At 75.1% G+C, this 6,324-nt stretch carries 4 protein-coding genes; 3 read left to right on the top strand and 1 reads right to left on the bottom strand.

Features of this window, described 5'->3' with window-relative positions:
* The 3 genes from QR78_RS30865 to QR78_RS30855 all read left to right on the top strand — a co-directional run.
* Positions 1 to 1,980, top strand: a 1,980-nt coding sequence (locus QR78_RS30865; RefSeq protein ID WP_048431457.1) for a marine proteobacterial sortase target protein, incomplete at its 5' end; no start/stop codon positions are given.
* Entirely contained in the window at positions 1,977 to 2,573 is a 597-nt protein-coding gene (locus QR78_RS30860) for a class GN sortase (RefSeq protein ID WP_048431456.1), read from the top strand. The genes QR78_RS30865 and QR78_RS30860, both read left to right, overlap by 4 nt.
* Before the next feature lie 107 nt (positions 2,574 to 2,680).
* On the top strand, positions 2,681 to 3,526 hold the full coding sequence (locus tag QR78_RS30855; RefSeq protein WP_048431455.1) for a helix-turn-helix domain-containing protein: 846 nt from the start codon (positions 2,681 to 2,683) through the stop codon (positions 3,524 to 3,526).
* Positions 3,527 to 3,934: 408 nt separating this feature from the next.
* On the opposite strand, the gene addB is transcribed toward QR78_RS30855, so the two are convergent.
* A partial coding sequence (gene addB / locus QR78_RS30850; protein ID WP_048431454.1) for a double-strand break repair protein AddB occupies positions 3,935 to 6,324 on the bottom strand: 2,390 nt, incomplete at its 5' end.

Raw genomic sequence — 6,324 nt, 5'->3', positions numbered from 1 at the left:
GGCGCGCCGGTCGCCGCGCCGCGGCTCGCCGCCGACGCGGCGATCACGGTGAGCGGGCCGACCGCGCGGGCGACGATCACCCAGGCGTTCCGCAACACCACCTCGGACTGGGTCGAGGGCACCTACCTGTTTCCCCTGCCGGAGGACGCGGCGGTGGACGCGATGCGCCTCGTCGTCGGCGACCGGGTGATCGTCGCCGACATCCGCGAGCGCGAGGCGGCGCGGCGCGACTACGAGGCCGCCCGGGCGGAGGGCAAGGCCGCCGCGCTCGTCGAGCAGCAGCGGCCGAACCTCTTCACCAACGCGGTCGCCAATATCGGCCCGGGCGAGACCGTGCTGGTCCAGATCCAGTACCAGCAGGGCGTGCGCCGCTCCGGCGACACCTATTCCCTGCGCCTGCCGACGGTCGCCGCCCCGCGCTACAACCCGGCCCCGCCCGCCGTGCAGGAGGCGGCCGGCGGCCGCCCCGCCCCCGATCCCGTGCCCGACCGGGACGCGATCACCGCCCCGGTGCTCGATCCGGCCCGCCACGCCCCGGTCAACCCGCTGACCCTCTCGATCGACCTCAAGGCCGGCTTTCCCCTCGGCCGGGTCGAGAGCGCGACACACGCCATCGCGGTCGAGGCGCCCTCCGAGCGCGAGCGCCGCATCGCGTTGCGCGACGGCGCCACCGCGGCCGACCGGGACTTCGAGCTGACCTGGACGCCGGCTCCCGGCACGAGCCCCGGCCTCGGCCTCTTCCGCGAGCACGTCGCGGGGGCCGACGCGGTGCTGGCGGTCGTGACCCCGCCCGTCTCGACGGCTCAGGCGGCGGCGCTGCCGCGGGACGTGATCTTCGTCATCGACAATTCGGGCTCGATGGGCGGCACCTCGATCCGCCAGGCCAAGGCGAGCCTGCTCGTCGGCCTCGACCGCCTGCGCCCGGGCGACCGCTTCAACGTGATCCGCTTCGACGATACGATGGAGACGGTGTTTCCCGACCTCGTCACCGCCGACGAGGCGCATCTGACGCAGGCCAAGAGCTTCGTCGCCGGGCTCGAGGCGCGGGGCGGCACCGAGATGCTGGCGCCGCTCAAGGCGGCCCTGCGGGACGCCGACCCGGAGGGGACCGGGCGGGTGCGCCAGGTCGTGTTCCTCACCGACGGGGCGATCGGCGACGAGGGCCGGATCTTCTCGGCCATCGCCGAGGGGCGCGGACGCACCCGGCTGTTCATGGTCGGCATCGGCTCGGCCCCGAACGGGCACCTGATGCGCCACGCCGCCGAGCTCGGCCGCGGCACCGTCACGCTGATCGGCTCGGTCGACCAGGTCGCCGACCGGATGCGCGAGCTGCTGGCGAAGCTCGAGAGCCCGGTCGTCACCGACCTCGCGGCGACCTTCTCGGAGCCGGCCGAGGCCACCCCGACCGCGCTGCCCGACCTCTATCGCGGCGAGCCGGTGACGATCGCGGCGCGCCTACGGGAGGCCAGGGGCACCCTGACCCTCACCGGCCGGATCGGCGGCCGGCCCTGGCGCACGGTGCTGGACCTGTCTCGGGCCGAGGACGGCGCCGGCATCGGCAAGGTCTGGGCCCGGGCCCGGATCGGCGAGGCGGAGACCGCGCGGATCACCGGCCGGATGACCCCGGAGGCCGCCGATGCGCAGATCCTGCGGCTCGCCCTCGACCACGGCCTGACGACGCGGCTCACCTCCCTCGTCGCGATCGACGCCACGCCGCGGCGGCCTGCGGGCGCGCGCCTCGCCCGCACCGATCTGCCGCTCAACCTGCCGGCGGGCTGGGACTTCGAGGCGGTGTTCGGCACGGACCAGCCGCGGACGCCCGGCCCCGCCCCGATCCTTCGCAAGGCCGCGCTGACCCCCACGGCCACCGGGTCGATCGCCCTGCCGCAGACCGCGACCGATTTCGAGCTGCGGCTGATGCTCGGCGCCGGGCTCCTCGGCCTCGCCCTGCTCCTGCGCGGCCGGCGGGTCGCGCCGTGAGGACGCACCGGCTCCTCGCCGCCGCCCTCGCATCGGGCGGCCTGATCCTGGCGGCGCAGGGCGCCTGGATCCCCGCAAAAGCGGCCCTGGCGCAGGCGCTCCTGGCCCGCGCCTTCGCCCGCGGCCTCGAGGCGGGGGCGCCGGTGCGCCCCTGGCCCTCCGCCGACACGGTGCCGGTCGCCCGCCTGACCTTCCCGAGCCTCGGGGAGACGCACATCGCCCTGGCCGGTTCGAGCGGGCAGGCGCTGGCCTTCGGGCCGGGCCATGTCGAGGGAACGCCGGAGGCGGGGGAGCCGGGTGTCGCGGTCTACGCCGCCCACCGCGAAACCCAGTTCCGCCGCCTCGGCGACCTGAAGCCCGGCGATCCGGTCGAGGTGGAGACCGTGCGCGGGCGGATCGTGCGCTTCCGGGTCACCGGGCGGCGGATCGTGCGCTTCGACGCGTCCGGCCTCGATCCGGCAACCCCGGGCCGGCATCTGGCGCTCGTGACCTGCTGGCCCCTCGACGCCCTGATATCGGGGCCCGAGCGCCTGGTGGTCGAGGCGGTCGCCGAGGATCCCCCGAAGGTCCAGCTTGAGGGGTCATCGCCATGACGCGGCGCACCTTGACGGTTTCCCGACCGTGCGGTTTCGTGCGGATCCGTCCGGGATCGGCCCGGCCTCCGACCGGAGCCCGCACGGGCTCCACGGGACGAAACCGCATGCCGCCCGAGATCGCGAGCGAGACCGACGAGGCCGCCCTGCCCGAGGGGCAGAGCCGGGCCGTCGCCGACGCGGTGCGGGAGGCCCTGGCCCGACGGCGGATGTCGCGCCTCGCCCTGGCGGATGCAGCGCGCATCAGCATCTCGACCCTGGAAAAAGCCTTGTCCGGCCGTCGGCCCTTCACCCTGGCGACGACGATCCGCCTGGAGGAAGCGCTCGGCCTGTCCCTGCGGCAGGCCGCCCCGCGGCGGGAGGCCCCGCCCCGCGAGGCGCCGGAGGCCTTCGGCTCCTACACGCGGGCGGCGGTGGCCTTCCTGGAGGGGCGCTACCTGACGCTCCGGCCGTCCTTCGGGCAGGCGGGGGCCATCTTCGCCTACGTGACCGAGATCGCCTGGGACGCCGGCAGCGCCCGGCTGGTCTTCCGCGAGGCCGAGCGGCTCGACGCGCCCTTTGCCCAGTCGGGCACGGTCGCGGTCCCGAACCAGTCCGGCCACATCTACCTCGTCACCGAGTTCCAGGGGCAGTACCGCCTCGCCGTTCTGGGCCGGCCGACGATCCGGGGCGAGCTGTTCGGCATCCTCACCACCCTGGTCTCGGGCCGCGGCGCCCAGCTCACCCCGGCCGCCGCCCCGATCGCGCTCGTGCCGGAGCGGAACGCTCCGGTGCCGGAGCGCAGCGCCCCGGTGCCGGAGCGGAGCGCTCCGGTGCCGGAGCGCAGCGCCCCGGAGGCGGTGCAGTACGGCCGGATCGCCCCCGGCATGGCGTGCGAGCCGGCCTACCGGGCGATCCTCGACCAGGTGCGGGCGGACGGGTTCGCGGTCTTTCCGGGGCGAGACCCAGAGTGAGATCCGGTTTGAGCAAATCTGCTTGCTGAGCAAATCTGCTTGGCGAATGCCGAGGTGAGAGGGTCACGGTATACTGCGCTGGCGAACGTGCGTACCGGCGCGCCGGCGTTCCATGATGGCTCGACCCTTTCCCGGACGACTGAAGCGTCAGCGGAAGGAGATCCGGGATCCAGCGCGCGAACTTGCCGCGAAGCGGCTCTGCATGATGCACCGTGATTGACGGACGGACGCTTCGCGATTTTTCACGCTGGATCCCGGATCTCCTTCAGCTTCGCTGCAGTGGTGCAGGCCCGTACCGGGCCCGGCACAGGACTGATCCATCACGGAATGTCGGCCTCTCGGCATGCGCCTCCGTCGGCGTCGCGGATCGTGAACGGCACCGAAGGCCGCTTTCGGCGACCGTCGATATCACTCCTCCCCCTCGACCAGCGACCATTCCCGCACCCGCGCCAGGTGGTCGTAGTCCGAATACGCCTTGGCGTATTTCGGGTAGGGCCGCGACAGGTAGGACGCCTCGCCGGCCATGAAGGCGCCGACGAGCTGGCGCAGGCCCGCGACATGGGCCTCGACCAGCTCCGGCAGGCTGCGCCCGTCGCCCCGCGGGGGCTTCAGGGGTGCGGGATCGAGGGGCGTCTTGCCGCCGCCGGCGCGGATGTAGAGGAGGTCGGGCGTGTCGGCGGCTGCCGGCAGGCCCCGGAAGGCGCCGGCCTGCAGCATCGCGGCCTCCAGCGTCAGCTGGGGCGAGAAGCCGGCGAAGACCTCGCGGGCGCTCGGCGGCTGGCCGGTCTTGAAGTCGATGATGATGTGGCCGCCGTCGCGGCGGGTCTCGATCCGGTCGGCGCGGGCGCGCAGGGTCAGGACGTGGCCGCCCGGGATGGCGAGCGCCCAGCGCCCGCCGACCTCGGGCTCGACCCGCCGGAGGCCGGGACGGCGCTCGGCCTCCCAGGCCAGGAAGGCTTCGGCGAGGCGCACGAAGCGCGGCCACCACTCGGCGTAGAGCTCCGGATAGGCATCGGAGATCGGCGCGAAGGCATTGGCGGCGAGCGCGTAGAGGACCTGTTCGGCCTCGTCGAGGGCCGGCAGGCCCTCGGGAAACCGCTCGGCGAAGCCGCCCAGCACCGCGTGCACGATGGTGCCGCGGTCGCTCGCGCTCGGCTGCACCGCCACCGGCTCCAGGGCGTCGAGGCCGAGCACGTGGCGGGCGAAGATCCCGTAGGGATCGCGCACCAGGGTCTCGATCTCGGTGACGCTGAGCGAGCGCGGGAAGAGAGCGGGGTCGGGCCGGGGCGCCGGGCGGCGCGGGCGCGGCAGCACGGGGAGGTCTTCGGGGCCGGTGCCGGCATCGATGGCGGCCGCGAGCGACCGGAAGCGCTGCCCCCCCGTCACGAGGCCGGCCCAGGCCGCTTCGCCCGCGAAGGCGCGCAGGCGCTGGAGGAAGCGCGACGGCACCGTCGGCGCGCCCTCGCGCTTGTGGGCGCGGGTGACGATCGCGTCCGGGCAGCCGAGGGCCTGGACGAAGTCGTGCGCGGTCTGGCCGAGGCGGCGCTCCGGCGGGGCCAAACCGACCCGGCCGCGCATCGGCCGGTTGAGGAAGGCGTCGGTCTCGGCCTTGGGCGGCCAGACGCCCTCGTCGAGGCCGCCGAGCACCACCCGGTCGACGGTGAGGAGCCGGGCCTCCAGGAGGCCGAGGATGCGCAGGCGCGGATGCGGGCTGGCGTTGCGCCGCGACACCACCCGCTCCCGGGCGAGCGCAGTGAAGAAGGCCGGGTAGTCGGAGAAGCGGCCGGCGAGCAGGCCCGGCTGGGCCATCTCCATGTCGTCGAAGAGCGCGTCGAGCACCGCCACCGAGGCATCCGGCTCGTCGGCATCGGGCGCGTCGTCGGTCTCCTCCTCCGGCCCCTCCATCAGCAGGTCGCAGGTGGCGCGGTGGTTCCTCGCGACGGCGATGAGGTCGTCGGGGGAATCGTCCTCGTCGGCGACGAAATCGCGGAAGGCGACCGTGAGGCGCAGCAGCAGGTCGTCCGCCGCCTCCCAATCCTCGGGCGTCAGGCGCCGGCGCGGGCGGGGATCGTGCGGGCGCTCCTCGGTGCGGGCGAGCCGCAGGGCGTCGGCGATGCCGTCGAACCCCTTGGCGGGGGCGGGACCGCGCAGGACACCGATCTCGAGAGCGCTCGCCGCCCGCTCGATCTCCGGCCGGGTGAGCCCGAGGCGCACCAGCGGATGGGCGAGGAGCGCCAGCACCCGCTCGGGCTTGGCGTCGAGCACCGCGACGTCGGCGGCGAGCCGCGCGAGGCGCCCGGCCGGGCTGCGGGCGAGCGGCTCGCCGGCCGAATCGTCGGCGACGATGCCCCAGCGCCGGAGTTCCGCCGCGACGCGCAGCGCCAGGGCGCGGTCGGGCGTGATGAGGGCGGCGGTACGGTCCGGCCGCTCCAGCGCCTCGCGCAGCGCGACCGCGATGGCGAGCGCCTCCTCGCGCTCGTCGGCGGCCTCGACCACCCGGATCCCGGCGGCGCCGTCGCGGGCCAGCCGCTCGCGAAGAGCCGGGTCGAGGTCGGCCCAGGCATCCGTCGTCTCGGCCGGGCGCAGGGCCTGGGACAGGAGGCCGGCCCGGGCCGCGGCGGCCGGATCCGGCGTGCCGAGCGGCACGACGTCGGCGCGCGTCACGGCGAGGAAGCCCGGGCCCACCTCCTGTCCCAGGCCCTGCGCCCGGCCGAGACGACGGATGCCTGGGCCGACCTCGACCCGGCTCTTCGCGAGCGGCTGGCCCGCGACGGCGCCGCCGGGATCCGGGTGGTCGA

This window comes from Methylobacterium indicum (genome assembly GCF_001043895.1).
Taxonomy (GTDB): domain Bacteria; phylum Pseudomonadota; class Alphaproteobacteria; order Rhizobiales; family Beijerinckiaceae; genus Methylobacterium; species Methylobacterium indicum.
Note: the sequence above shows the minus strand (reverse complement) of the source record. Positions and strands in the feature narration are given on the sequence as shown.